Raw genomic sequence first — 25418 nt, forward strand, 5'->3', positions numbered from 1 at the left:
AGGTATTCATGCTGTCAAAAGCAGAATTTGATGCTTGGTGTTGTCACCTTAATGTCTCTCAACAAACTCAAAATTTAATTGAAAAAATCCGCTCATCAGAACCATCCCGTCGTGTAGGAGGTGGACGAAAAAACGTTTCTGGACGCTATCCTAGCCGAAAAATGGGAGTTACCATTCAATTCGAGTCCCACCGTGTTGAACTTCCTACTATTTACGAATTTGAGCATGATGAGGAAGTTTTAGAGTTTTACGATCAACCATTACCCATTAAATTGGATTATCAAGGTAAAAATGGGCGGAATCTTGGAGTTTTGCATACACCAGACTTTTTTGTAATTAGGAGTAATTGTGCTGGTTGGGAGGAGTGCAAAACTGAGGAGGAGTTAAAAAAATTAGCCCAGAAAAACCCAAACCGCTATTTTTGTGATTCTGAAGGTAGGTGGCGCACTCCACCTGGAGAAAATTATGCTCAACAACTTGGACTTTACTACCACTTACGTGTAGACACTCAAATTAACTGGGTTATCCAGCGCAATACAATTTTTTTGGAGGATTATTTTCGAGCCGAGTCTCTTCAGGTAGAAACAGCAATTAAAGCCGAAGTTCAGCATTTAGTATCAGCCTCACCAGGAATTTCCTTGGCTGATCTGCTAAATAATGGGACAAAAGCTAGTGCAGATGATGTTTATGCTTTGATTGCCACAGAGCAATTATATGTTGATTTAAGTGTTGCACCGTTGGCTGAACCAGAACGAGTTTGTGTTTTTGCTGATGAGCAGACGGCTACTGCCTATGGTTTGATGCTACACACAACTTCATCAACTCCCATAAGTTTCTCTGCAATTAATCTTTCTCCTGGGACATTAATATCTTGGGATGGCAAGGGTTTAAATATTATTCATGTTGGAGACACTGAAGTTACTTTACAGGACGAACTGGAGCAGTTAATTCAACTGAAAAAGACTTTATTTTTAAATCTGGTTCAACAAGGAAAAATAAAAAGCTTACAAAAAGTTGAAATACCAGATATAAAAGCAGAGTCTTGGGAGCAATTTTATCAAGCAAGCCCTGAAGATCAGATAGAAGCCCTTCGCCGCTACAAAGCTATTGAGCCATACTTAAATGAAAATCCACCCGAAAACGAAACAGTCTCAGAAAGAACTATTCGCCATTGGAAATCGAAGTATTTAGCGGCACAACAGCAGTACGGTTGTGGTTATATAGGGCTTCTCTCGCATCGGAGTGCTAAAGGCAACCGTACTCGAAAACTGCCAGAAGAAACTTTGGTGCTGATGGAAAAATTTATCCTTGAAGACTATGAAACTCTCAAACAAAAGAAAATGTGGGAGGTATATGGTGCTTTAGTTCGGGTTTGCGAACAACAATTTGTCATCGCTCCAAGCTATAAAGCATTTACAAAAGAAATCAAAAAACGTTCTGGCTACGAACAAATCAAAAAACGCCAAGGTCGTCGGGCTGCATACAAGCATGAAACTTTTTATTGGGAACTGAGCAGAACAACACCTAGACATGGCGATCGCCCATTTGAAATTGCTCATATTGACCATACAGAATTAGATGTTGAATTAGTCTGTTCCCGTACTGGTCGTTCATTGGGAAGACCTTGGGCAACTTTCTTGATAGATGCCTATTCCAGAAGATTCTTAGCTGTTTATTTAACCTTTGACTCACCTTCATATCGTTCTTGCTTAATGGCATTACGATTGTGTGTTCAACGCCACAACCGTTTACCACAGATAATTCTGGTAGATAACGGTGCGGAATTTCATAGCGTTTATTTTGAAACGCTTTTAGCAACCTTTGAATGTACGAAAAAAAATCGACCTCCAGCCAAAGGGAGGTTTGGTTCTGTATGCGAACGTCTGTTTGGTACTTCTAACACTCAATTTGTCTATAACTTGCTTGGTAATACACAGATCACTCGTAATGTTCGCCAAGTAACCAAGTCAGTTAACCCTAAAAATCAAGCTATATGGACACTGGGTTTACTTTACGAATATCTATGTGCTTGGGCCTACGAAATTTACGATACAGATGAACATCCCGCTCTTTTCCAGAGTCCAAGGGATGCTTTTGCTGCTGGTATAGCAATTAGCGGTAGTAGGCTTCATCGCATTATTCCTTACGATGAAAACTTTCAAATTCTGACATTACCCACAACTTCACAGGCAAAGGCGAAAGTTCAATGTGGAAACGGCGTAAAAATTAACTCAATCTACTACTGGTCTAATATTTTTCGTGACCCACAAATTGAAAATGCCTACGTCCAGGTAAGATACGACCCATTTGATATCGGTATCGCTTACGCCTTTGTTAGAGGGCAATGGGTACAGTGCATTTCTCAATATTATGCAGAATTTCAAGGTCGTTCAGAAAAAGAACTGAAGTTAGCTAGTTCCGAGTTACGCAAACGCTACTCAAATCATGCACGACAATCAAAAGTTTCCGCCAAGAATCTGGCTGAATTTTTAGCTTCGGTAGAAGCCCAAGAGACCCTATTAGAACAGCGTTCTTATGATGCAGAAGCAAAAGAAGTCTTCAGGGTAATTGAAGGTGGCAAAGCTAATTTCAGCAGCAATGAACAACCAAAAGTTATTCCAATTCCTTCTAGGGATATTAATAATCTAGTGGCTGAAGATGAAGTAAATGCTCCAGAAAAACTTGTAGTTTACGAGGAGTTTTAGTTATGACAATACATAATAATGGATTCCCTCTCAAACTCCTCCAACAACCAGCTACAGAAAGGCTTGCTTACTTTGAGAATTACACGGTAGCACATCCCAGACTCAAAGAAGTATATGAAACTTTAATGCGGACAATTGCCGAACCCGCAGGTGCATCATTTATCTTTGTCTATGGCCCTAGCGGTATCGGTAAAACAACTTTGAGACTGCGAGTTGAACAGAAATTAACAGAGTTAGCATTACCTAAGTTGGAAAGCGATCGCGGTTATGTTCCTGTTGTTGGAGTTGAGGCTGTAGCTCCTGAATCCAGAAACTTTAACTGGAAAGATTACTACACACGCGCATTAATAGCTTTAGAAGAACCACTAATTGATCACAAGTTTAATTATGGTGTACGAGGTATCTATCGTGATATCTTTGGAAAAATTAACGTTGAGTCAAAGGTGGTTGCACCTGCTCTACGTAGGGCTTTAGAAAACGCTCTCAGTTATCGTCATCCAGATGTGTTTTTCATAGATGAAGCGCAACATTTTGGGAAAATGGCAAGCGGAAACAAACTGCAAGATCAGCTAGACTGTCTTAAATCTGTAGCAAATATGACAGGCATCTTGCATTGTCTGTTAGGCACATACGAATTACTGACATTCCGTAATTTAAGCGGTCAACTCTCACGTCGTAGCGTTGATATTCATTTTCGCCGTTATTGTGCTGACAATGCAGAGGATGTACAGGCTTTTAAAAGTGTGCTGTTAACTTTCCAACAGCATATACCACTAGCAGAAACTCCAGATTTAGTTAGTCATTGGGAATATTTTTATGAGCGTACTTTAGGATGTGTTGGCATACTGAAAAATTGGCTGACGCGCGTTCTTAAAGATGCTTTGGATCGAGAAGCCACAACTATCACCATTAAAGACTTACAAAAACGTGCGTGGTCAGTTGCTCAATGTCAGAGAATGTTCAAGGAAATTCAAGAAGGTGAACGACAATTATCTGAAACAGAAACAGATGTGCAAAACTTACGCTCTGCATTAGGACTTAGTGCAAAACCAATTGTGCTACCAGAAGAAACTCCAAAAATCATTCGCTCTCAAGAAAAAGTTGGCAAACGCAAACCAAAAAGAGATCCCATTGGAGTGCAGCAAGATGTTAGCTAATGGATTAACAACATACGAATATTGGGATTTAAAAAAGGTTTCCATTCCATCTCGCAGTCGTTTGTATCAATTAGAGCCTATTGGTATTGGCACTCCATTAGTAGAAAGCTTAACTGGTTATATATCTCGACTAGCAGAAGCTCATTGTGTAACCCCAAAGGCTTTAATATCAAAAGAACTTGTATCTTTTATACCCAAGACTTACAAAACTACAAATCTCTTTGAAATGCGAAGCTTGACTGGAGCAGTCAATGGAATAGGTACAATGGCATTTGATTTGGTCACAGTCCTAGAGTCATTGACTCTACATAGTGATTTGCGTTTCCTCACTCTACTAACATGGGCTGATATCTTTCCTCAAAGGAAGTTGCTTCGTTCTAAACGAGCTTGGTGTCCCTACTGTTATGAAGAGTGGTATTCCACAAAAAATAAAGTAATTTATGAACCCTTGATCTGGTTTTTTGAGGCAGTTACAGCTTGTCATTGCCACAATAAGTTTTTATGTCAGCAATGCCCTTACTGTCAACGAGATGTTCCCCCACTTGCTTCATATTCCAGACCAGGTTATTGCCCGTATTGCTTAGAATGGCTTGGTATGACTGTTAATTACCCGACTACTGATAAGACCCAAGCGAGCAAGGAAGAAATGATATGGCAAACATGGGTTATCAAAACTCTTGGAGAATTACTCGCTACTAGCCCTCGCTTATCACAACCATTGTCAAGGGAAATAGTTGCTCAAGCATTTTGTAGATACGTACAGCAATTTTCTGAAGGAAATACATCCGCTTTTGCTCGTATGCTCAAAATTCCCAAAAACAAGGTTTGGATGTGGCAGATGGGGAAAGTCCTACCAGAACTGAATGTAATATTGAAAATATGTTTTACGCTTCAGGTATCTGTGCTGGATTTTTTGACTCAAGAGACTGTTAAGGTAAACTCTCAGCACTGTCCTAGTATCCCTCAAAAGCAGGTGTTAGATAGCAGCGCCAACAAACTGGAAGTAAAATTCGATCTTCGTCGCACTCAACATTTACTTGAAAATGTGCTTCAAACGAATGAACAACCGCTACCTATGACAGCAGTAGCGAAAAGTCTTGGGTATCCTAAGCGAGTCCTTTACAGGCATTTCCCAGAGCTATGTCGAGCGATTTCAGCCAAGTACGTTAATTATATGAAAGAATCTCGCATCAAACGAATTGAATACTGTTGCGAGGAGGTAAAACAAGCTGTTAGGCAAGTTCACACTGAAGGTATTTATCCTAGTGAGGCAGCTATTTCAAGGCTATTGGCTAAACCAGGATGTTTTCGTGACAGAGAAGTTCGCGCTGCTTTAAGAACAGCGAGAAAAGAAATTGGTTTGGAACCATAACTTTGCCGCCCTTCATTGGAAGCATAAGCTTGCCGTTGCGGCAAAGTTATGGGTAAAGTCACAACTAGCTGGTAAAAGTTTTTATTTGATTGATGGGGGTGGAGGGACTTGAACCCACACGACCGTTTAAGGTCAACGGATTTTCATTCTCTCGCAGCTTTCGCTACTGCCTATTGGCTTTGAGAATTGGACTCTCTCTTTACCCTCGTCTTGACGTTAGGGTAGCTCCCGTCGAGTCTCTGCACCTTCCCTATATTTTGGATTTCCTCGCAAATCGAAAATCTAAAAATTTTAGGGCTTGGCTCAGGATTGCCTTGTCTATTAATAGATTTAGGTTTCCCTGAGTTTGAGAGCATCCACTTAAAGAATTTCTTCTTTAAGGCTCAATTATTTAAGTCCGTAGCGTCTACCATTCCGCCACACCCCCCCATTATGTTGGGAGCTTGTTATTTTTTGGAGGCAGCAAATACCTCCTCATATATTCCAGCATTAATTGCGTCTTTTGTCCAACCAGATTGAAAAATTTTTATCTCCCCTGGGAAATTAGCTTTTTCTAGCTGTGAGTTGCATTTTCTGCTTCATAATCAACTAGGTTTAGCATTTTTAATCTTGCTTAACAAGAACGCTGATTTTTTACTGGCTTTGCCATTGTAGCATTATTTTATGATTTTGATCAGCAAAATTTCTTAATTTTTGCTGGACTCATTTAAAAACCCGATAATTATGGTTTCTTCCGGCTTTCAGTTCAGCCTATGATGGAAAATAGATGCACCAATTGATCTGATCGACTCAAAGAAAGGATTTATGATTGTACCCCTGCTATATCTGGCTTTAGCCGGAGCCTACTTGTTAGTTGTTCCCGTTGCTTTAATGTTTTACTTAAAGCAGCGCTGGTATGTGGTTAGCTCTGTTGAGCGCACCTTTATGTATTTTCTGGTGTTCTTGTTCTTTCCTGGGCTTTTGGTTTTATCGCCATTTGTGAACCTGCGCCCCCGTCCACGAAAAATTGAAGTTTAATTACAATTGGTAGGTCATAACTCTCATGCGACGTATTGACGCTATTGGAATTGGCATTGGCATTTTCATTGTCGGTGGCTTGGCATATCTAGGATTCCAGCTATTCGGCTTAGATGGTCAACAAGCTGGTATTTGGAGCCAAGTCCTACTAGTAGTTGGATTGATTGGCTGGTTAGCCACCTATGCCTTGCGTGCGGTGGGAAAAAATATGACCTACCATCAACAACGGGAAGATTACGAACAAGCCTATTTCCAGAAACGCTTAGACGAACTTTCTCCCGAAGAATTAGCAAAAATTCAAGCTGAGATTGAGCAAGAAAGGCAAACTCAGGTGTAAAGTGATCATTTAGGAGTCAAGAGTCAAGAGTCCATTGTCAAAAGATAAAGACTATTGACTATTGACTCTTGACCAATGACTAATGACTAATGACTAATGACCGCCATTTCCGATCGCTTTGAAATTCTCAGACGGAATCATGAATGTGCGCTGATTCCATTTATTACTGCTGGTGATCCTAATTTAGAAACCACAGCCGCCGCATTAAAGATTTTAGATGGCAATGGCGCTGACATAATTGAATTGGGCATTCCTTACTCTGATCCTCTAGCCGATGGGCCAGTAATTCAAGCAGCCGCTACTCGGGCTTTACAAAATGGCACAAAACTGGAAAGTGTGCTGGAAATGTTAAAAGCCACTACGCCCAGTTTACAAGCGCCAGTTATCTTATTAATTTATTACAACTCCATTCTGCACCGAGGAATTGACAAGTTTCTTGAGCAAATTGCGGCTGCTGGTGTCGCGGGATTGGTAGTGCCTGATTTACCCCTAGAAGAAGCCGCAGGACTACTGAAACCAGCCAGTGAAAGGGGGATTGATTTAATCCTGTTGATTGCACCTACAAGTTCATCTGAGAGAATAGAAGCGATCGCTCGTTCTTCTCAAGGGTTTATCTATTTGGTCAGCGTTACAGGTGTTACAGGGGTGCGATCGCAAGTTGAAAGCCGTGTATCTGATTTGTTACAACAAATTCGCCATGTTACAGATAAGCCAATTGCTGTGGGTTTTGGCATTTCTCAGCCCGCACAAGCCACTCAGGTAAAAGAGTGGGGAGCCGACGGGGCTATTGTTGGAAGCGCCTTTGTGCAACTTTTAGCCGAAGGAACACCAGAACAGGGACTCAGTGCGATCGCGCAATTTTGCCACAGTCTCAAAGCAGCCATCAAAACATCTTGATGATTAAGATAAAGTAGATTAAAAAGTATAACAGTGTAGTTTTTTTACTCCTATTTGGTGGACAATTCAACATTTATGGTCTTGAATATTAACAAGACATTCTAGGTGGTAAAAAAACTAGTACAGCGCAGCGTCAATAAAATTACATTCAACATTATGGAAAAGCTTGCCATACAAGCTTTTTAAATTTTGAGGTTCGCGTAGCGGTGCTAGCTGACACAACAGCTTATATTTTGGGTATTATGTGAATTAAGTAGGCTATAAAGATTATGAGTGTGAGAGTAGGTCAGTTAAAAGTTATGAAAATTACATCGCAGATGAGGGGTGAAGGCGATGAGTGAAAGTATGGCATTTATCGGCGGTGTCGCCGTAGCTGGACTGGCGGCTCTCTTAATGCTCAGAGGGACAAGTAATTCCTTACAGCCTAACTTTGGTATTAGCCCACAAATGCCAGCTACTATAGTTGCTCCTCAAGGGATGCCGCCGCAATATTCACCTTACGGGCAAGTACCATATAATAACCCGCAACCACCCGCGCCTAATCCTGTTCAAAGTGTAGAATTAGAACGCTTGAAAATGGATTTTGAGCGCTTGAAAAGTGACAATGAACAACTAAGAGCGCAAAATCAGCAACTCCAGTTCCAATTCCAAAACTGGAACAACAACCAACAGATGCAGTTAGCCCAACAAAATACTCAAAGGGTAGCATCTGCTGCGTTACCACCTCAAAGCACTTGGTGGTCTTCACCAATCGTTTGGGCAGCCGGAGGCGCAACCCTCACCATTGGCGGTGGTGTTGTAGTGGCTGGTGTACTATCTTTATTCTCGCCACGTTCACGCCCCACCCGTACAGTACAAGTTATTCACCCATACCAAGGGAATACACAACCTTTGGTTCCCGTGCGTCGGGCTGAATTCTTGCCACCAGGGATGGAAACAAGACGAGTGGAAGCCCACGAATACGACGAAATGAGATAGTTTGAGGACTAGAGGTTAGAGGTTAAAAACGAGACAAAAATTTTTGTCTCACTCATAATCGCTTTTAACAATGCAAGAGTTTTGCTAGCCTCTAGTCTTTAGTCCCTAGTCTTCAACCTCTGAACTGGGAGTTTCTTGTGTAGATTCTTCCTTAATATCAGGTATTTCCTCTGGAAAAATATTTTGCTCCCCTTGATTGTCTGTCTTGGGGAGTGCTTGTTTTGCTACATTTTCGGCGGCTTGTTTAAACACTGGGTCTAATTTATCTCGCCAGTATTTAATATTAGGTAACTTTTCGGGATTGTTTTTGTATTCTAAAACTGTATCCCATTGACCGTCTTCCAATGCTTTGTTGATGTCATTAAAAAGAGCATCGGCTTTTTGCCAATCTTGCTGCCATTGGTTGATGATGGCTGTCGTTTCTCTAATGCCAGCAGAAGCATTTCCTGGTATTGACCTTAGCATAGCGATCGCCCCTACTAAATCCCCTGACTCATACTTCCTTCTAGCTTGTTCCACAATTTTAGGGGAATTTTCCTGCGGCTGTACTGGTTTTGGGGAATTTTCTGGTTCTGGATTAATGAAAGTATCCGATTTTGGTTTGAGTTTGGGTACTGGTCTTGCCGCAATTAGAGTACTATCATCTATTATTTTGATTGCAGTACCTTGATCACGTAGACAAGAAGTCCATTGTGGGTTATTCACAATCACATCAGAATGCGCCCAAGCTAAACGTCCAGAATTAAGTTTTATTTCTACCCAACCTCGTTTTGTCCGCTTACCCGTCGCCTCAAAGTTAGTGTTAACACCAATTGTTTGCAAAACAGTGTCAGTGTTAATCGAACTAGGTTCAGAACGGATATTCGAGTTACTAGCTACTGTAGCCAAGCATTTATTTGCTGTTGAATTATTACTCAACACATTAGCCGCTAAATTTTTCACATCAGGATAGATGTTTGCAACCAACGCCGCAGCACCACCGGCCAGTACAATCCCGATTAACAGGGGTAATGGGTCGGGTTTGTGGGAATCTTTATGTACTGGTTGGGAAACGACTTGGTTGACTGGTGCAACGGCTACAGTTTGTTGGCGGGATACAGGTGATGATGGTTTAGTTAGTTGATAGTGGGAATGATTGAGAGATTTTGGCGATGTGGATGATACAGCTATTTCTACAGGATTAATGGCATTTTGTAAAGCTTGTAATGCTTCCGTGGCAGTTTGGTAACGGTCTTTAAAGTGATAGCGCACCATTTTATTTAATACTACTGCCAATCCATCACTCACATTCACTAAATGCCGCCAAATGAGTTCTCCTGTTTGGGGATCTTCTTGTAACTGTGTTGGTGATATACCTGTCAAAGCTTGAATAGCGATGATACCCAAAGCATAAATATCACTGTTAGGACGGGGTTTACCTTGACCTTGTTCTGTAGGCATATAGCCAGGAGTGCCAATAGCCACTGTAGCTGTAGGTTGTCCGCCAACTGTCACCATTTGGGTACGCAATTGTTTGACAGCCCCAAAATCGACTAAAACTAATTTATTGTCGGCGGTGCGGCGAATGATGTTATCTGGCTTGATATCGCGGTGAATCACCCGTTGATGATGGACAAATTCCAAAATACCCAACACTTCTTGTAATAAGTGAATAACTTGGCTTTCACTCCAACGATTACCAAGAATCAGTTCTTCTGTGAGGGTGTGTCCGTCAATAAACTCTTGTACTAAATAAAATTCTTGATTTTCGTCAAAATAAGCCAATAACCTGGGTATCTGGTCATGATGACCCAGATTTTCTAAAGTTTCGGCTTCACTGTTGAACAGGCGTTTAGCTGTCTCAAATACTCTGGGGTCAGAACTGGCAGGCTTGAGGTGCTTGACAACACAGGTGGGGTTGCCTGGCCGTCTGGTATCCTGAGCAATGTAAGTTTGACCAAATCCCCCTATTGCCAGGACTCTAATTACTTGGTATCGATGATCTAGTAGCTTGCCAATCATATTCCCTCCCCAGAGTTATTACCTAGATTCTGCCGATGGTAATAAATATCTCCAATTTTTTTTACATGAAATCCGCTATCTTGATAAAAGATTTGGACTAAATAAGCAATCTTTTTAATAAACAAGACTGTAAATTTTTCTTTTAGTGCCTTTGTTAATTACCAATGCCACCCAGAATAACAAACCAAGATACATGGCAGCAGGCGGAACTCCTCATGCAACCGGCTTTTATTCGCGTTGTCGATAATCTCCGCAAGCAGCTAGATGAATCTGCTTGGAAAGGAACTTACCAAGATGTACTGATTTGGCCGTCTCACACCACTGATGAGACAAAAACTTTGGTGACACAGTTGTTGCAAGAAATGGAATCTGCAACCTTAGAACAGGCAGATGCCATCAGAGAGACTTTGGCTAAATTGCCAATGCCCCACCCAGGATATCATTTATGTTTGCAACGTCAAGACCACAGTGTCAGTATTGATTTGTGGGAACTGTGTTATCAGGTTTGTTTTATTAATTACAGTCCTGAGGGTGAGGCGGTTGATATTGATACTAGTTTAATTGATGAATCAGGTGAGGTTGATTGGCAACTGTTGGAAGTAAAGACGAAGGAGTTAGTTGAACAGGTGTTTGCTAGTTTACCAGAAGGTTGAAGAAATTGAGAGCGATTAGCTACGCTGGGTGGAACAGCAAAAAATAAATTATGCCAAATTGACGGTTAGTAGGGTGCGTCAGTGTGAGAAAACCTAGCTGTACCAAGAAATTATTCATACTGATGCACCCTACATTTTGGGTATTTTTTTATCTGGAAGTCCCTTATGTCTAGTATTTTTGACTTTACTAGTAGGACTAATGAATTGGTGTTGTACATTTCATTTACAATATGTATACTCAATACCCCAAAATAAAATTCTGACAATCTAGAGAACTCCTCCATGCACAATAAATTAACTAACGCAAATATTGAAAATTATCACGTTCTATTAACTCCAAACGAAGTAAAAGCTAAATTGCCTTTAACAGAAACTGCGGAAAAAACTGTTTTACAGTTTAGATATGAAATAGAGAAAATTTTAGATTTTCAAGATAGACGAAAATTTATAGTAGTTGGGCCTTGTTCGATACATGATCCTAATGCTGCATTAGAGTATGCCCAGAAATTAAAAAAATTGGGCGATCGCGTCCAAGATAAGTTACTCTTAATCATGCGGGTTTATTTTGAAAAACCCCGCACAACGGTAGGCTGGAAAGGATTGATTAATGATCCAGAAATGGATGATTCTTTTCGTGTAGAAAATGGCTTATTGCTTGCCAGAGATTTACTGATAAAACTTACAGAGTTAGGGCTACCCACGGCGACAGAAGCCTTAGATCCTATAGTACCTCAATATATTGGTGAGTTAATTACATGGGCAGCGATCGGCGCACGCACTACAGAATCCCAAACTCACCGGGAAATGGCTAGTGGTCTGTCCATGCCCGTAGGTTTTAAAAATGGTACTGATGGTAATATCCAAGTAGCCTTAAATGCTTTACATTCCGCCAGAACGCCTCATAATTTTTTGGGCATTAACCCTGAGGGACAGGTGAGTGTATTTGAAACTAAAGGTAACGCCTATGGTCATGTGATTTTACGTGGTGGAAATCAACCTAATTTTGATGCAGAAAATGTCAAACAAGTTGAGGAAAAATTAAAAGAATCTAAACTAACGCCTAGAATTGTCATCGATTGTAGTCATGGTAATACTAATAAAAATTACAAGTTACAATCTAATGTTTTAGAAAAAGTTGTGCAACAAATTGTTGATGGTAATACCTCAATTGTGGGGATGATGCTGGAATCGAATTTATATGAAGGTAATCAACCAATTAACTGTCAACGGGAAGAATTAAAATATGGAGTTTCTGTAACTGACCCTTGTATTGGTTGGGAGGAAACGGAAAAAGTTATCTTGGCTGCTTACGAAAAACTTAATTGATACGCTTGATGTGAATTAAAATTTCTCAAGCAATATCAAAGGTCTCGGACTTAGCTTGCATCGTAAACTTTAGTCTTATGAACGAGACTGTGTTATTTCCGCTTTCAACTTACATAAGCCGTTTGATGGAAATTTGTAGAGATGTTGCAATGCAACATCTCTACAACTGTTTTTACAAAACCGTACCGATTTCTTTGAGATAAACCCTTGTAAATGGTTCATCTTCGCCTAATGTGTAGTCTTCTATTAACCCTTTGCGACGAATGGAAATGTCGTTTCCTTTTTTAATGACGACAGTAGAACCATCGAACACATCCCGCGCCAACATCATTTCTATTTCGCTGGGATTATCCAGAACTACCAAATTACTTCCTTGATAAAACATTCCGTCTTCTTCTAGGGTATCTTCTGGATATTCAGCAATTAATAAATCGAGTTTGGGATTACGGAGCAAACTTTGAATGTTGCTATTGTAGTCTTCGCGTAATACCTTTTGCGAACGATTGACAAAAACGGCATCATGACAAACTGCGCCTATTGTCCAGTCAGGATGTTGTACCAGAATGTGGTCTATTGTGGTTTGCAGTTCCTGAATGGAGATTTTATTAAAGGTGATAATCGGTATTCTGGCATCTAAACCAGACTCAAAAAAGGTTTCTAAGACATGAGAAGGAACGTCAACACTGTCACCAACAGCTGGGTTGAGGTGCATCATCACACCTGGTGCAGCGTTGATTTCTATAATGGCAAAGTTACTCGCTTTCCAAGATTCGGACAGACTTTCGGTGATGACATCAATCCCCAGACAAGTCAGACGGAAATATTGGGCGATATCTTGTGCCAAGATGATATTGTCATCATGAATTGTGTGGGTGGCATTAATACTCATTCCTCCGACTGAGAGATTGGCAACTTTCCGTAAGTGAACAGTTTCTCCTTTATCAAGGACTGTTTTTAAAGACAAACGCTGTTCTTCTAGGTAGTGTTCCATTGCGTCATCGACAATAATCTTACTCATCGGTGAAGTTGGAGTATCTAAACGCGCTGCTTTGCGGTTCTCTTGCTGAATTAATTCCCAAATTGTTGAGTTCCCATCACCAACTACTGATGCGGGATGGCGTTCTGTGGCAGCGATAAATCGACCATTAACACACAACAAGCGAAAATCTTTGCCTGAGATGCTTTTTTCTACAATTATTCGGTTGGGTTCGTTGTCGGGAATCGCTGCTAATGCTCTATCATAAGCAACCTCAAGTTCCTCTATATCTTGCACATCTGCGGTAACACCAATTCCTTTGTGACCCACCACTGGCTTCACTGCTACGGGATAGCCAATTTTTTTGGCTACTTGTCTAGCTTCTTTTTCTGAATAGACAATTTCACCAGTTGGTACTGGAAAACCTAAAGTATGCAGAAATGCTTTGCAGTCATCTTTACGAGTGGTAAAGTCAGAATCGATATGGCTGTCGCAGTTAAAGGTTGTGGCTACACCCCGGATATGTTTTTTTCCCCAGCCGTACTGCATTAATCCTTCGTCCCACAGATAAAAGGTGGGAATACCTTTTTCGTAGGCTGTTCGCAATAAGGCGTAAACTGTGGGGCCGCCGTAAACAGATTGGCGGAACCTATTTTGTAATGTAATTAGCTGGTCATCCCAAAAAAAGTCATCATCTTGGTTAATGGCTTCAAACCAGTCCCAAACTAGGTAAACTACTGATTTAATTGTGCGCTCGTGCAGTGATTGAACGGCAATTCTTGTATATTTACTGTATGGTTTTACACTCCAACGATTGAAGTGTAAATTCATGTCTAACTTGCCGACTTCTGAGACAGTTTGGGCAAATAAATGGGCATAAGATTCATAGTTTTGCTCCCGTAGATGAGGATAGCGATCGCCTACTCTGGCAATATAATCTTCTATAGGCAAAGGATCTTTATCTTCCACAAAAGCAAAGTCAAATACTAGCGCCCCCGTATCTAGATAAGGATTAGAGCCAACATAATATCGACAGTTGAAGAGATCGAATACATCTGTCTTTCTGGCATTAATGCGGACTAAATCGGTGCTTGTTTCCTGAACCATTGATGCTAAACCTCTGGCTAAACACCTTTAAATTTAACGTTTAATTTCAAATAAACAACTTTAACAAGTTTAGATTAATTTATATGATAATTTTGGCTATTTTAAATTTACAATTGTTTTTTTTAACTTTAACTTTACTCATAAGCGTTTTCAACTATCCTAAGGCATAATTACGTCAATACTTGAATCAGTATATAAGTCGATACTTACCTAAATATATACATTAGCAATCAAAAATATACCCTTTGAAGGGTGTAAGACGTTTATAAAATTTATATAAAAGAAAGGATGCTTACAGGAAACAGTAAAGATATGAATAGCACACAAGCTGATCTAAGAGATGAAGTTAGACAACTTGCAGAAGAAGCTTTTCACCTTAAACTAATTTCTGGACACGGAGATGGGCCAGATGTAGAAGAGTATCAAATTGTCTACCAAGGTAAACCCAGACATCTGCCATTAGAACAAGCACGGCTTTTTTTAATGAACCTACTCTACAGAAACCGGATTCACTAAAAATTTTTCATTAAATATGTACTTGCTCTAAATTTTAAATTTTTTTTGAAAGAATTTAGGCAAATAAATTACTTTAGTAATAGGTAATTGGCTGAATAGATTACCTATTACAGACATTACTACTTAAAGTGCCACTAGAGTCTAATTAAATTTAGATATACTTATAACTTATTTGGCTGATTAGTAATATCTCCTCAGAAATAGTTAAGTTATTTTTTAACTCCTTTTAATCTATCGCTTGGGCGATTTTATATATATAAATGTCATGCTTTATTGATGTTACATAAATAAATTTATGTTAGGAGATATTATGACCACAAGTGGAAATAAACGGCAGTTAATAATTATTGGTGGCGCAGAAGATAAAGATGGTGATTCGCAAATATTGCGGGAGTTCGTGCGACGCGCTGGCGGTACAAAAGCCCATATTGTGATTATGACGGCGGCGACAGAATTGCCAAGGGATGTAGGTGAAAATTACATTAGAGTATTTGAGCGCTTGGGTGCAGAGAATGTTCGGATAGTTGATACAGAAACTCGTGAAGATGCGACTTCATCGACTGCATTGGAAGCGATCGCCAAAGCAACAGGTATATTCTTTACAGGTGGAGATCAAGCTCGGATTACTAGTATCCTCAAAGACACCGAAATTGACGCAGCAATTCACAAACGCTGTTCTGAAGGTGTAGTTATTGGTGGTACCAGTGCCGGCGCGGCAGTCATGCCCGATAAAATGATTGTAGAAGGCGACTCACAAACCAATCCTCGTTTAGAGATTGTAGAAATGGGGCCTGGCTTAGGTTTTCTTCCTGGCGTAGTCATTGACCAACATTTTTCTGAACGTGGGCGCTTGGGACGCTTAATGACAGCGTTGATTAGAGAACCAGCAGTATTGGGATTTGGCATTGATGAGAATACGGCTATGGTTGTGACTGACAGCCACATTGAAATCATTGGTCAAGGCTCAGTCACAATTGTGGACGAATCAGATTCCACATACAACAATATGGATCAAATCCTTAGGGATGAGGCCTTAGCAATTTGTGGCGCAAAATTACACATTTTGCCACACGGTTACAAATTCGACCTCAACACCCGCCAGCCTATTCTCAGCAATGGTGTTACTGCGGATGCTTCTGTACCAGTTGGTTCTGCGAGTGTTTAATTCTTGAGAAACAAGAGTGTAGGAGTGTAAGGGAAAAAGAAGTGTACTTTCATAGTTTGGGGGAGTGTTTTTCGCTCCCGCAACTTATACCAATTCAAAATTCAAAATTAGGAAAGCCAAACAGAATAAGGGTATGTCCGTATGTATCTGTAGCATTCTTTTTTTAAATTGGTATTAGAAAGAGATGATGCTTGTGGGGTAGCAAGATGTCCATCCCACAAAACTATGAAAATTATCCCGCATTTATGCAATGCCAGATATCTTAATTCACTACTTGACTACCATGACTGCGAGGATCGTCTTGACTACCGATAGGTGCAACTGGCGCAGAGAATTTAGAAACTGCTCCATTAGCTTGAGCATAGGGTAAAGCGGAACCACTCACCAAGGCTTCTAAATTACTTGTCATAATTGTATGTGGTTGATCGCCGATCGCCTGAGCTAAACTTTCCCCTTCTTTATTTAAAAATACAAAATGGGGAATACCATCCACCCGATATTTCAGCATCTCAGGCAACCACTTAGTATTATCTACATTGAGCATGACAAAATTTACCTTGTCTGCATATTGTTGTTCCAGTTCGGCAATATCTGGAGCCATTTTTTGGCACACAGTACACCAGTTAGCATAAAATTCAACTATTGAAGGCTTACCATTGCTGATAGCCACTTCTAGAGGTGTAGAAGCTTCATATAATTTATTTAGAGACACAGCAGATGTTTCTATCCGCAATCCCAAGACTAACGCAACGGTGAGAGCGATCGCTACAATCGCAATCAAAAAGTTTCTCAACCGCTTTCCAGCACTAGTTTCTGGCTTGATAGGTGAATTTGTAGTCATAACAAAATTTATTAAATCTTATTAAGTAATCTCATTTTTAGTGTAACTGACTAGGAGAAGAAGCAAGTGGCATAGCAGGGGGAGAAGAGAACTATTGACCAAATACTTTACGCTAGAACAGAGAGAGAAGTTTCTGCCAAATCCGTGAAAAAAAGAGTTACCCTTACCTTTCCCAAACGTGCAATACAAATGCCAGTGACTTATGTACTGGCGAAAGAGTTCAATGTGGCTGCTAATATTATCCGCGCTCAGGTTGCACCCAATCAAATTGGCAAACTGGTGGTGGAATTGTCGGGAGATATTGATCAGTTAGATGCAGCTATTGAATGGATGCGATCGCGTCATATTAATGTTTCCCTAACTCTAGGGGAAATTGTCGTTGATGAAGATGTGTGCGTTCACTGTGGCTTGTGTACTGGGGTTTGTCCTACAGAAGCTCTGACTCTGCACCCAGAAACATATAAATTAACATTCACGCGATCGCGTTGTATTGTCTGTGAACAGTGTATTCCCACCTGTCCTGTACAAGCAATTTCCACCAATCTCTAACCTAATTGAAACACATCAGCGATCGCACTATCATTCCCCACTAACCTATTTTTTGCTGGAGAGTCATAAACTACCAAAAGTGAAGGTACACCCGATACATCGTCAAATAATGTTATACCTTCAGCATGATCATGGCGATCGCCATAGGGAATTTCTTGGACTAAATTTGGTCTATTAAGAATATTTTCTTGTAAATTGACACTATTTTCTAAACGATAAACTTGTACTGGCCCGTCTAAATCCATAGTTGGGCCAGCTAAAATTAACAAGTCTTTACCAGCAGGACACAAATCCCGGATTCCTAACCCATTTAACCAAATAAAATGCTTTTTGTAGCTTTTTCCTTCTTCTCTGATGTTGCGTAGTCTCATCAAACCTGGCTGGGAATCTTCTAACTCAATTTCCAAAATAATTGCCCAACCGCGCAACACAGGGCCACGCAAACCTAGAAAAATCCTGTTTTCATAAACAGCTAAACCTTCAATATCAAAACCATTATCTTTACCAGGGATTGCAGCTTTCACAAAGAACCCTAAATGCGGATCATCCGCTAAAGCTAACATCAGCAAATTCCCTTGGTTGGTTAACTCTAATTTTGCAGCTATTAACTCCTTACTTGAGTTTTGTGGATGAGGAGAAGACTGAAATAATTGCCCATCTATAAGGGGAATTCTGCCCAAAATGTAGCGATTCTCTTCTGAAGTAACTTTGGCTAATCGAGAAATGTTTGTTTGATCTGTCTTGTCTGGTTTAACATTTTTCCGCTTGTAGCTATGAGAACCGACGAACCACAAGTAATGATCCGCAAAAGCTAATCCTTCAATATCAATTTCTTCATCTTCTGGCGCTGGTAAATCAATAAATTCCGCTACCCGAAATTGTTGGTGATGAGTAAATTTATCACCATTCACCAAAGATAAACGCTCAATCGTGGAAGTTTCATCTGACCCCAACCATAAATGCTTCTCTTGAGTAAGCAATACCGCCGAAATATCTTCCCTATGTTCTTGAAAACTATCAGCAAATGTCAAGGTTATTTGTTGGAGCAGGCGTGATTTTACCATGTCATCAAGCTTTTCTGGTTAAGAATAAGTTAATGTAGTTATTTTATTGGCTGATTTTATACTCCGCAAAAAGCAAACTCGAACATTTTACGGATTTCTTGCTCAGTTAAGTAAATATGCCTGGTATTTTGTCTGAGCCAGTAATTTATAAATTCTATCAACAAAGGTGAATAAAAAACCGTATTTTCTAACTTCTCATTTCTAGTCTCTAGACCTTTTTATTTATAAAGGAGCATAATAATACTTACAAAGGAATAATTTTCTTAAAAAGACATATCAAAAGATAGATATAAATTTTTCACTAATCCTATGATTTGCTATCATTCAATAATCTGTTTCAATAAGTAAATAATTACAATCAATGATGGAATTAGCTACAGAACCCACAGTAAAAACTCTAGGAGACTACGCTTATGAAGCTATTCAAAAACATTTCAAGAAAACCCTGAAATGGGAAAAAGCTGTTAAGAAAGATGAAGATCCAGAAGCATTACACCAAATGCGAGTAGGGATGCGTCGTTTACGAACAGCTATTAGTAGATTTGACATAGCATTAAATTTGTCGAAGCCAGCGAGTGATAAAAATATTGGTAAACTTTCTCGCCGTCTTGGTAATCTCCGCGATTTAGACGTATTAAAAGAAACCTTAGAGACTCTTTATCAGCCAAACTTACCAGAGAAAGAGCAAAAAACTTTGCAAAAAGCTTTTGATGCGTTGGCTAAACAACGAGACAATACCCTAGAAAGAACCCTAGAAACATTGAAGGATGAATCTTATAAGTCTTTAAAACACACATTAGAAGTATGGTTAGAAAAACCCAGTTATCAACCATTAGCTTCTCTACCTATCAAGCAAGTATTACCAGATTTACTGTTACCTGAAGTAAGCAGTTTCTTGCTGCATCCAGGGTTGTTAGTTGGAACCCATATTATAGATTCTGAGGTTAAAATTCGCACCGACTGGAAAGCTCAAAAGATAGAACAACAATTGACTACTAAAGGTGAAACTATTCATAATTTACGGAAACAAGCCAAGCGCGTGCGTTACCAAATGGAACTCTTTGCTGAGTTATATGGAGAGTCATACACCGCCTACATTACAGAAGTCAAAAGTATCCAAGATATTTTAGGTAACATTCAAGACAGTGTAGTTATGGGTGAGTGGCTTGTAGATGTATTCAAGTCAGAGATTCACAATCAATTACCAACACTTGCTAATTTACTAGCAGAAAATCGCTACCAGTGGTGGCAACAATGGCAACCTTTGCAAGAGCAATACTTAAAAGCCGAAAATAGACATAACTTTCATTTAACAATACTCCACCCCGTTTAAATGCTGGTCAATTCAATAGTCATTTAGTCATTAGTTAGTTATCTTCTCCCCCTGCTCCTATGACACTAGCGTGAAGACAAGATGATAGGGGCTTCCAGAGATAAAACATAAACACTACTTTGGGGAATTTGTACAACACGGGTGTTTTCTGCGGAACGCAAACCTGAGAGTAAACCTACAGCACTACCTAACATTGCTCCCCGGTCAAACTGATCTGGATCACCGTTGCTGAAAAAACCCAGGGTACTACCACCAATCCGACCCCAAACAGAACCATTCTCTACCGCTTTGTCATTAGCTCGTTTATGGGTAATGGTAGTACCGGGGATTGTTTGACTAGAGGCTTTAATGGCAACGATACGGCCGTTGATTACCAAAGACTGTGCCACAATTTTTGCACCGCCATCGGTTGGTTGGAGAACTATGGTTACAGGTGTATTTTCCGCCGCTACGATGTTACCTTGAGCATCTTTAATGGCACTTGCTAAAGGAATAGTCAGGGGATAATCTTTTTTTTGCCCTACATCTAGGGTAACGGGTACGGGAAATGAAACAACGATCGCTGTATCTTGAGGAATGCTCACTTCTGGACTTGCTATTTCTTGTTGGCTTGTTTGAGTGGGAAGTTGGGCCGTGGCTGGTAATGCTAGTGAGCCTAAAAGAGAAATAGAACAGGCTAGGCTCATTAATGTTTGCGTTTTCATGATCTTGTCTCCCTTTGATGTGAGTTGTTGGTAGTGTGTTTGATTCCCTTCACTCAATCAATAGGTAGATGATTTTGGGTTTATGCAGTCTCAGGAAATGCGATATCTGTCATATTTTTTGGGCAAATTGCTGTTGCGTTAGACAATACATCTATCTAAAGTTAAGAGCGATCGCTATCAGCCACAATATCAGTAACTGCCTCATCTTCTCACTGTTTATTTCGCAACAACCAATGCCATCCTGAACCCTCACGAGTCAGCCAATCATCCCCAAATTCTCTATGATGCTGATCTGAGTAAGGATTGTAGACTGGATAATCCGAATAGTCAGAGTCATTTTGCACGCGAATTTTTACATGACGACAACTGCCTGCGATTTCAATGGTTACAGTGTCATAGCGATCGCTTACATTGGGTCTTAGTAAACTATCTCTGATCATGCTGCGTTCTCTATTTACTTCTTGTCTAAATCGGGGAACACAACGCACTTGTACCAAAGAATTATTATGCGGATTATCTAATAAATATGGTAAAACTCCCGATTCACGAATTGAGCGAGTAGGTGTTTCAGCTCTTGCCAAAGGCGTAATAGTTAATAATAAAGCTGTACTTGTGGCAATGATTCTGCCTAATCTGCTGTTCATAGTGCCTCCTAAACATAAATAAAGCAATAGCCAGGGTGAAAACCCTGGCAATTAAACAATTCAAAATTAATTACTTGAGATTAAGGAAACGAGAAATTCAATTAATTCTCCAAATGAAGCTAAAGATTAATCTAGCTTTTGTAATTACGAATTAATCGCACTCTCAATGAATTATTTATTTTCGATGAGCTGATTTACTTGATCTCCACGACGACCAACTTTAACTTTGTAACGCTCGGTGAGGTTGTCTTGGTAGTTCATGTCTCTAGCGGCTGCGGCGTTGACAAACGCATCGCAGTTCTTACCTTGAACTACAGTTGCGGAACTGCTGCTATTTTCTTCTGTGCGGTTGATCCGAATATCTCTAGATTCGCTATTGTTCTGGCTACCTTGGCTACTACCACTACCGTTCACACCAATTCCTAAGAAACTCACCCCACCACCACCACCATTATTGTGGTTACGAGCAGAAGTGGAACGAGTGCTGGTAGAGGTTGCTAAAGCTAGTTTTCCAGAACTGTTGCTGGTGTGATTACCTAACCCGATATCGCTACATAAAGCACGAGGGTCATTTGCTAAAGTTTTGGGATCAACCCAAGATTGATGGTCACCTAAGCCTTGAATTTCACTGTTACCAACTGGATTGCTGGGTGCGCTGGAAGCAGGAGTTTTCAAATTATTTACATTGCCAATTGCACCAGGAATCACATCTACAGGTTTGAAGACACCATTCGGCTTTACATCAAAAGGGCCTGCAAAAGCTGGAAGTGTGCTGGTCAAAAGTGTGGTAGCTGTTAGCAAAGAACTAGTGAAATGGCGGAATTTCATGGTCATGCTCCTAAAGTTTCAGTGTTGATGTGTATCTTGGGTTTCAATCCCTTCACTGATTCAATAGGTTGACCTGTTTGAGTTTATGCACCATCTTGCTAATTTTCGGAAATATTCATCATGCAAAGATTATGTAGGTTGACGACTCTGAAAACAAATGTTGCAAGTTACATTTATTTACATTTATAAATTAACTATGAATCCCATACATGGAAAAGTCATTAGTCTACAGCCCAAATTCCAGATTTATACAACCAGTTAACGAGCTAATGACTAATGACTAATAACTAAACTATTCTTCTTCAGGTAAAATTTGATTGATGCTGATAATCCAAGGTATACCTTGGTTAACTGGTGAACTAATACTAATTTTTGCTTGGTTAGCAAAACGTTTTAACTTACTAGCTAAGTAAGGAACAATCATCATGATATTTTGGTAACTCTCGATATCATGACAAACCATAACTAACATGAGAATGCCGCTATTAACTTTAAAATACCAATGACAACTAGATAGCAAAATGCGTACCGTGTGCTTACAAGCTAAATAGAAGCTTTTTTTTGTCGTTTCTTCTAGTTGACTGAGCAATATTTCACTGATTAGCGTTGTTTTATGTGTGGGCAAATCATCGGGAGAGAGATATGGTTGCTTCATAGAACTTCGCCCTAATTTCATAGAGTAAAATACTGACGTTCACTGAACAACTTATAAATGATTACAGAATAATTATTTCCAGTTACTAAGTTACGTCAGGTAGAAATATCATCTAGTGTGACATCCGTTCACTCCCATACAACTGTTTATAAGTTGAGTTTGTCTAGCCTCTCATTTTCATCAGATTTCCTTAGCAATTAGTCTACAAAAGTCAATATTGGTTATCTTTTCGTGACATTCTACCTTGATTTAAAATATCTGCCTCACATTTAATATGGATGCGAGGTTAATACTTTCTGACTATCAACTATAGGATTCATACTTGATTTATGAAATAAGCGTAGGGGAGCCACTGCGTTGGTGAAGCAGTCCGGTCTTGGGGGTTCCCCCCAGGAGGAACTGCTGAAAGGGTTTCCCGGCTTATTCGCTCTTAGCCTTCCCGCAGGGTCGCAAGTGGCGTTGGGCAATGCCCACCCTACATATACTTAGATTTTTTCAATAATCAAATCGGATTCCTATATCTACTTCGACTCATGAGGAATATTGCTGTAAAATTGCCGTCAAAGAATTATGTTTACGCCAATCTAACAACTCAACCAAAGACTCTTTGCTATCATCAAATGGATTTCTCTGTTCTGCTGGCAAAACTGTCACCAGAGGCTTTTTGATAACCTGCATGGGTGTCATTGGCGGCAAGGTTTGTCTTGGGACAAACCTTGGCTGAGTCTTGAGAACCTGCTGTTCCTGTTTTTGGGTGTGGGGTGTTGTCGATAGGGCTTTATGGGAAATAGCCCGTCGTTTCTGGATTGGAGGACGCTGTGTTGGCTGGTTGAGTAAACGAAAAATTACTAAGCAACCACTGGCACAACTGAGAGCGATCGCTGCTACCATCCACAAAGGCAGAGGATTGCTATTCTCAGTGGTAGTTGTCATTGGTTGCTCAATAACTGCTGGCAGTGGTTCTACGTCTAACTTTTCGACATCGCCAACATTAGTTATGCTATACAGTGCCAGGGCCGCACTCCCCATAAGTGTTGTGAACACCCCAGTCAATAAAAGTAAGGGATGACGTGTCAGCAGATAGATAAAAATGTTGTAGCTACTGATTACTACAGACTGACCGCTTTTTAGTGCTGCTTTAGGTCTTTTTTCCTGAGTTAGCTCATGCTTTATGCTCTGATTGTTTTCCATGATCACTTTCAGATTATTTCCCCTCTAGTTCATGATTGTACTAAAGGGGTGAGCCATCAGGTATCCGTAACCAATTTGGCGATTTTAGTAGCCTTTTTGTGCCATTTTGGCTACAAAATTCAAATTTCTGCCAAAATGGCTGCTTTAGGAAATATAAGCAGTCCTGAGAGGGAAGCAGAAACCAATGAATATGGACTAATGACTATTGACTATTGACTAACACCGTGTCTTTCTATCGCCAACTGCACTAACTTATCTACCAATTCTGGAAAGGGGATGCCACTATAGGCCCAGAGTTGGGGATACATACTGGTAGCGGTGAAACCTGGTAAGGTATTGATTTCATTAATCAACACTTCTCCTGTAGCTTCCACGTAGAAAAAGTCTACTCTTGCTAACCCGGCAGCGTCAACAGCTGCGAAGGCTTGCAAAGCCATGTCTTGAATTTTACTGCTAATTTCTTCGGGAAGAGGGGCAGGAATCAGCCAACTTGCTTTACCTTCGGTATATTTAGTTTCATAATCATAAAAATCACTATCAAAAGTAATTTCACCAACTACGGAAGCTTGGGGTTGGTCGTTACCTAAAACTGCACATTCAACTTCCCTGGCGACTACTCCAGCCTCGACTATAATTCTACGGTCATAATTAGCGGCATTATCTAAAGCATTCTCTAATTCTTGACGCGATCGCACTTTGGAAATACCCACGGAAGAACCAAGGTTGGCAGGTTTGACAAAACAGGGATAACCCAAATCTGCCTCAATTTCATCGCATAATTTCGGGAATACACAAGGATTAGACCATACCTGCGCTCTTGTGACAGCCTTATACTTTACCTGGGGGATACCCGCTTGGGCAAAAGCCATTTTCATGGCGATTTTATCCATTCCTAATGCTGAACCCAAAACACCAGAACCAACAAAAGGTATTTGCATGAGGGTAAGTAAGCCCTGAATGGTACCATCTTCACCATTAGGCCCGTGGAGAATGGGAAACCACACATCTACTTCTGCAACTTGAGAAGGTGACTGCCAACGTTCGAGTGCTTTTTGTTGAGGGTTGGATACAATATTACTTTCGGCTGGTGATGGGGAGTTTGACGATTCTAAGAGAGGTACACCTGATTTCAAAACCTTTTGCGGCGCTTCTCCTGCTAACCACCGCCCATCCTTTTGGATATAAAAAGGTAAAATTTCGTACTTATTAGCATTTTCCTCAGCACTGAGAGCTTTAGCGATCGCCCGTGCTGAACTTATAGAAACTTCATGTTCTCCAGAACAACCACCAAATAACAATCCCACCCGCAACTTACTCATCTTCCGTACCTTTACACTCCTGACGCTGATAGCGTATCACAACCTGTTGAAAAATTAAGGAATGGGAATTTGATATTCTTCAC

The 25418-nt window shown here is 40.2% G+C and carries 23 protein-coding genes; 13 read left to right on the plus strand and 10 right to left on the minus strand.

The features are described from left to right. Positions 1 to 8 precede the first annotated feature (8 nt). From H6G18_RS15405 to H6G18_RS15435, 7 genes are all read left to right on the plus strand, one after another. A complete protein-coding gene (locus H6G18_RS15405) occupies positions 9 to 2705 on the plus strand; it encodes a TnsA endonuclease N-terminal domain-containing protein (protein ID WP_190407978.1) in 2697 nt (898 codons plus the stop codon). Positions 2706 to 2707: 2 nt separating this feature from the next. Then, a complete protein-coding gene (locus H6G18_RS15410) occupies positions 2708 to 3862 on the plus strand; it encodes an ATP-binding protein (protein WP_190407979.1) in 1155 nt (384 codons plus the stop codon). After that, positions 3852 to 5234 carry a TniQ family protein gene (locus H6G18_RS15415; RefSeq protein WP_190407980.1) on the plus strand — a complete coding sequence of 461 codons (1383 nt, stop codon included), beginning with the start codon at positions 3852 to 3854 and terminating at the stop codon, positions 5232 to 5234. The genes H6G18_RS15410 and H6G18_RS15415 overlap by 11 nt, the downstream gene beginning before the upstream one ends. An 804-nt stretch (positions 5235 to 6038) precedes the next feature. Next, complete coding sequence (gene ndhL, locus H6G18_RS15420; RefSeq protein WP_011318871.1) at positions 6039 to 6251, plus strand: NAD(P)H-quinone oxidoreductase subunit L; 213 nt, start codon at positions 6039 to 6041, stop codon at positions 6249 to 6251. A gap of 25 nt (positions 6252 to 6276) precedes the next feature. Continuing rightward, positions 6277 to 6588: a DUF3007 family protein gene (locus H6G18_RS15425; protein ID WP_190407981.1), complete on the plus strand. Its 312-nt coding sequence runs from the start codon at positions 6277 to 6279 to the stop codon at positions 6586 to 6588. Between the two features lie 96 nt (positions 6589 to 6684). Beyond that, complete coding sequence (trpA, locus tag H6G18_RS15430; protein WP_190407982.1) at positions 6685 to 7485, plus strand: tryptophan synthase subunit alpha; 801 nt, start codon at positions 6685 to 6687, stop codon at positions 7483 to 7485. 333 nt (positions 7486 to 7818) lie between these two features. Further along, positions 7819 to 8463: a heterocyst differentiation related protein gene (locus H6G18_RS15435; protein WP_190407983.1), complete on the plus strand. Its 645-nt coding sequence runs from the start codon at positions 7819 to 7821 to the stop codon at positions 8461 to 8463. A 105-nt stretch (positions 8464 to 8568) separates the two neighbouring features. Here the strand turns inward: H6G18_RS15435 and H6G18_RS15440 are convergent, their stop codons facing one another. Continuing rightward, positions 8569 to 10464 (minus strand): serine/threonine protein kinase, encoded by a 1896-nt coding sequence (locus H6G18_RS15440; protein WP_190407984.1) that lies wholly within the window; start codon positions 10462 to 10464, stop codon positions 8569 to 8571. A 164-nt stretch (positions 10465 to 10628) separates the two neighbouring features. Here H6G18_RS15440 and H6G18_RS15445 point away from each other — a divergent pair, with 164 nt between their 5' ends. Together H6G18_RS15445 and H6G18_RS15450 are read left to right on the plus strand one after the other, a co-directional pair. Beyond that, a complete protein-coding gene (locus H6G18_RS15445) occupies positions 10629 to 11117 on the plus strand; it encodes a hypothetical protein (protein WP_190407985.1) in 489 nt (162 codons plus the stop codon). Positions 11118 to 11399: 282 nt separating this feature from the next. Next, a complete protein-coding gene (locus tag H6G18_RS15450) occupies positions 11400 to 12443 on the plus strand; it encodes a 3-deoxy-7-phosphoheptulonate synthase (RefSeq protein WP_190407986.1) in 1044 nt (347 codons plus the stop codon). 172 nt (positions 12444 to 12615) lie between these two features. Here H6G18_RS15450 and H6G18_RS15455 read toward each other — a convergent pair whose 3' ends face one another. Then, the gene (locus tag H6G18_RS15455; RefSeq protein WP_190407987.1) at positions 12616 to 14526 is read right to left on the minus strand and encodes an ATP-binding protein; all 1911 of its coding nucleotides are present in this window, start codon (positions 14524 to 14526) and stop codon (positions 12616 to 12618) included. 312 nt (positions 14527 to 14838) lie between these two features. On the opposite strand from H6G18_RS15455, the gene H6G18_RS15460 reads away from it, so the two are divergent. After that, positions 14839 to 15042 carry a hypothetical protein gene (locus H6G18_RS15460; RefSeq protein ID WP_190407988.1) on the plus strand — a complete coding sequence of 68 codons (204 nt, stop codon included), beginning with the start codon at positions 14839 to 14841 and terminating at the stop codon, positions 15040 to 15042. 310 nt (positions 15043 to 15352) lie between these two features. Then, entirely contained in the window at positions 15353 to 16207 is an 855-nt protein-coding gene (locus tag H6G18_RS15465; RefSeq protein ID WP_190407989.1) for a cyanophycinase, read from the plus strand. A 262-nt stretch (positions 16208 to 16469) separates the two neighbouring features. Here the strand turns inward: H6G18_RS15465 and H6G18_RS15470 are convergent, their stop codons facing one another. Beyond that, a complete protein-coding gene (locus H6G18_RS15470; protein WP_190407990.1) occupies positions 16470 to 17048 on the minus strand; it encodes a thioredoxin family protein in 579 nt (192 codons plus the stop codon). A 144-nt stretch (positions 17049 to 17192) separates the two neighbouring features. Between H6G18_RS15470 and H6G18_RS15475 the strand changes: the two genes are divergently transcribed. Continuing rightward, complete coding sequence (locus H6G18_RS15475; protein ID WP_010994745.1) at positions 17193 to 17597, plus strand: NIL domain-containing protein; 405 nt, start codon at positions 17193 to 17195, stop codon at positions 17595 to 17597. On the opposite strand, the gene H6G18_RS15480 is transcribed toward H6G18_RS15475, so the two are convergent. Next, a complete protein-coding gene (locus H6G18_RS15480; protein ID WP_190407991.1) occupies positions 17594 to 18661 on the minus strand; it encodes a DUF3616 domain-containing protein in 1068 nt (355 codons plus the stop codon). The genes H6G18_RS15475 and H6G18_RS15480 overlap by 4 nt on opposite strands. 364 nt (positions 18662 to 19025) lie before the next feature. Here H6G18_RS15480 and H6G18_RS15485 point away from each other — a divergent pair, with 364 nt between their 5' ends. After that, on the plus strand, positions 19026 to 19994 hold the full coding sequence (locus H6G18_RS15485; RefSeq protein WP_190408022.1) for a CHAD domain-containing protein: 969 nt from the start codon (positions 19026 to 19028) through the stop codon (positions 19992 to 19994). Positions 19995 to 20059: 65 nt separating this feature from the next. On the opposite strand, the gene H6G18_RS15490 is transcribed toward H6G18_RS15485, so the two are convergent. The 6 genes from H6G18_RS15490 to H6G18_RS15515 form a co-directional block, all read right to left on the minus strand. Then, positions 20060 to 20698 carry a hypothetical protein gene (locus tag H6G18_RS15490; protein WP_190407992.1) on the minus strand — a complete coding sequence of 213 codons (639 nt, stop codon included), beginning with the start codon at positions 20696 to 20698 and terminating at the stop codon, positions 20060 to 20062. Positions 20699 to 20907: 209 nt separating this feature from the next. After that, positions 20908 to 21342, minus strand: a complete 435-nt coding sequence (locus H6G18_RS15495) for a hypothetical protein (RefSeq protein WP_190407993.1) — start codon at positions 21340 to 21342, stop codon at positions 20908 to 20910. Positions 21343 to 21513: 171 nt separating this feature from the next. Further along, a complete protein-coding gene (locus H6G18_RS15500) occupies positions 21514 to 22170 on the minus strand; it encodes a hypothetical protein (protein WP_190407994.1) in 657 nt (218 codons plus the stop codon). Between the two features lie 292 nt (positions 22171 to 22462). Next, a complete protein-coding gene (locus H6G18_RS15505) occupies positions 22463 to 22825 on the minus strand; it encodes a hypothetical protein (RefSeq protein ID WP_190407995.1) in 363 nt (120 codons plus the stop codon). Between the two features lie 531 nt (positions 22826 to 23356). Beyond that, a complete protein-coding gene (locus H6G18_RS15510; protein ID WP_190407996.1) occupies positions 23357 to 24016 on the minus strand; it encodes a hypothetical protein in 660 nt (219 codons plus the stop codon). A 209-nt stretch (positions 24017 to 24225) separates the two neighbouring features. Continuing rightward, positions 24226 to 25335, minus strand: coding sequence for a D-alanine--D-alanine ligase family protein (locus H6G18_RS15515; protein WP_190407997.1), 1110 nt, complete (start codon positions 25333 to 25335; stop codon positions 24226 to 24228). Between the last annotated feature and the right edge of the window lie 83 nt (positions 25336 to 25418).

This window comes from Anabaena subtropica FACHB-260 (genome assembly GCF_014697105.1).
Lineage (GTDB): Bacteria > Cyanobacteriota > Cyanobacteriia > Cyanobacteriales > Nostocaceae > Trichormus > Trichormus subtropicus.

Coding starts and splice junctions, on each gene's coding strand:
- H6G18_RS15410 (WP_190407979.1), top strand. CDS start 2,708: ATGACAATACATAATAATGGATTCCCTCTCAAACTCCTCCAACAACCA.
- H6G18_RS15515 (WP_190407997.1), bottom strand. CDS start 25,335: ATGAGTAAGTTGCGGGTGGGATTGTTATTTGGTGGTTGTTCTGGAGAA.
- H6G18_RS15480 (WP_190407991.1), bottom strand. CDS start 18,661: ATGGTAAAATCACGCCTGCTCCAACAAATAACCTTGACATTTGCTGAT.
- H6G18_RS15470 (WP_190407990.1), bottom strand. CDS start 17,048: ATGACTACAAATTCACCTATCAAGCCAGAAACTAGTGCTGGAAAGCGG.
- trpA (WP_190407982.1), top strand. CDS start 6,685: ATGACCGCCATTTCCGATCGCTTTGAAATTCTCAGACGGAATCATGAA.
- H6G18_RS15510 (WP_190407996.1), bottom strand. CDS start 24,016: ATGGAAAACAATCAGAGCATAAAGCATGAGCTAACTCAGGAAAAAAGA.
- H6G18_RS15445 (WP_190407985.1), top strand. CDS start 10,629: ATGCCACCCAGAATAACAAACCAAGATACATGGCAGCAGGCGGAACTC.
- H6G18_RS15460 (WP_190407988.1), top strand. CDS start 14,839: ATGAATAGCACACAAGCTGATCTAAGAGATGAAGTTAGACAACTTGCA.
- H6G18_RS15425 (WP_190407981.1), top strand. CDS start 6,277: ATGCGACGTATTGACGCTATTGGAATTGGCATTGGCATTTTCATTGTC.
- H6G18_RS15415 (WP_190407980.1), top strand. CDS start 3,852: ATGTTAGCTAATGGATTAACAACATACGAATATTGGGATTTAAAAAAG.
- H6G18_RS15455 (WP_190407987.1), bottom strand. CDS start 14,526: ATGGTTCAGGAAACAAGCACCGATTTAGTCCGCATTAATGCCAGAAAG.
- H6G18_RS15435 (WP_190407983.1), top strand. CDS start 7,819: ATGAGTGAAAGTATGGCATTTATCGGCGGTGTCGCCGTAGCTGGACTG.
- H6G18_RS15500 (WP_190407994.1), bottom strand. CDS start 22,170: ATGAAATTCCGCCATTTCACTAGTTCTTTGCTAACAGCTACCACACTT.
- ndhL (WP_011318871.1), top strand. CDS start 6,039: ATGATTGTACCCCTGCTATATCTGGCTTTAGCCGGAGCCTACTTGTTA.
- H6G18_RS15450 (WP_190407986.1), top strand. CDS start 11,400: ATGCACAATAAATTAACTAACGCAAATATTGAAAATTATCACGTTCTA.
- H6G18_RS15440 (WP_190407984.1), bottom strand. CDS start 10,464: ATGATTGGCAAGCTACTAGATCATCGATACCAAGTAATTAGAGTCCTG.
- H6G18_RS15405 (WP_190407978.1), top strand. CDS start 9: ATGCTGTCAAAAGCAGAATTTGATGCTTGGTGTTGTCACCTTAATGTC.
- H6G18_RS15485 (WP_190408022.1), top strand. CDS start 19,026: ATGGAATTAGCTACAGAACCCACAGTAAAAACTCTAGGAGACTACGCT.
- H6G18_RS15465 (WP_190407989.1), top strand. CDS start 15,353: ATGACCACAAGTGGAAATAAACGGCAGTTAATAATTATTGGTGGCGCA.
- H6G18_RS15495 (WP_190407993.1), bottom strand. CDS start 21,342: ATGAACAGCAGATTAGGCAGAATCATTGCCACAAGTACAGCTTTATTA.
- H6G18_RS15505 (WP_190407995.1), bottom strand. CDS start 22,825: ATGAAGCAACCATATCTCTCTCCCGATGATTTGCCCACACATAAAACA.
- H6G18_RS15490 (WP_190407992.1), bottom strand. CDS start 20,698: ATGAAAACGCAAACATTAATGAGCCTAGCCTGTTCTATTTCTCTTTTA.